Here is a 774-nt window from a genome sequence, read left to right on the forward strand (position 1 = left end):
AAATTTTACAAGCATCAAAATCGAGAAAAAGTACGCATTTTTGATATAAAAAGAAAACCTCTCTAAACCCTTGATATGCATAGAGTTAGGGAGGTTTTTGTCGTTTCAAACTGTCAAAGACGGGATTGTATACTAAATAAGGGAAAATGTAAAATTTCTAAAACAAATTACTTGTAAAATATTTTTTTATGGGTATAATAGGTAAAGTAAAATATTTATGAAAGGACATATTTAGGATATGTTGAAAGATTTAAAAGCATTTTTGTTCCGTGGGAACATTGTTGACCTTGCTGTAGCAGTGGTAATTGGTGGTGCGTTTGGCGCAATTATTAAATCATTTGTTGAAGATATCATCACTCCATTGATTTTAACTCCTGCATTGAAAGCAGCAAATGTACAAAATATTGCTGACCTTGCATGGAATGGTGTGAAGTACGGTAGTTTCTTGAGCGCTGTTATTAACTTCCTAATCATTGGCACTTCGATGTTCTTTGTTGTTAAAGCAGCTGAGAAAGCAATGCCTAAGAAAGTTGAAGAGAAAGCTCCTGCTGGTCCAACTCAAGAAGAGTTGCTTGCAGAAATCCGCGATTTATTGAAAAAATAATCAATAATATTGAAAAACAGGTCTCCATACCCAATGTCATTAAGTTAAGCATTTAAGCAATAAAAGAAACTATTCCCGTCCGAGCAGTTGATGATAAGACGGGAATAGTTTTTGTATTTAGGGCGCACAAAAAGGAAGTTTTTAACCCAATTTTTTAACTATTATGATAT

At 33.3% G+C, this 774-nt stretch carries 1 protein-coding gene; it reads left to right on the forward strand.

Annotated elements, in window-relative coordinates; all coding sequences use genetic code 11:
* Positions 1–238 precede the first annotated feature (238 nt).
* Entirely contained in the window at positions 239–604 is a 366-nt protein-coding gene (gene mscL / locus ODU39_RS10195; RefSeq protein ID WP_105139647.1) for a large conductance mechanosensitive channel protein MscL, read from the forward strand.
* Positions 605–774 lie beyond the last annotated feature (170 nt).

The organism is Streptococcus sp. 2021WUSS126 (assembly GCF_044427255.1).
In the GTDB taxonomy this organism is placed as follows: Bacteria; Bacillota; Bacilli; order Lactobacillales; family Streptococcaceae; genus Streptococcus; species Streptococcus hashimotonensis.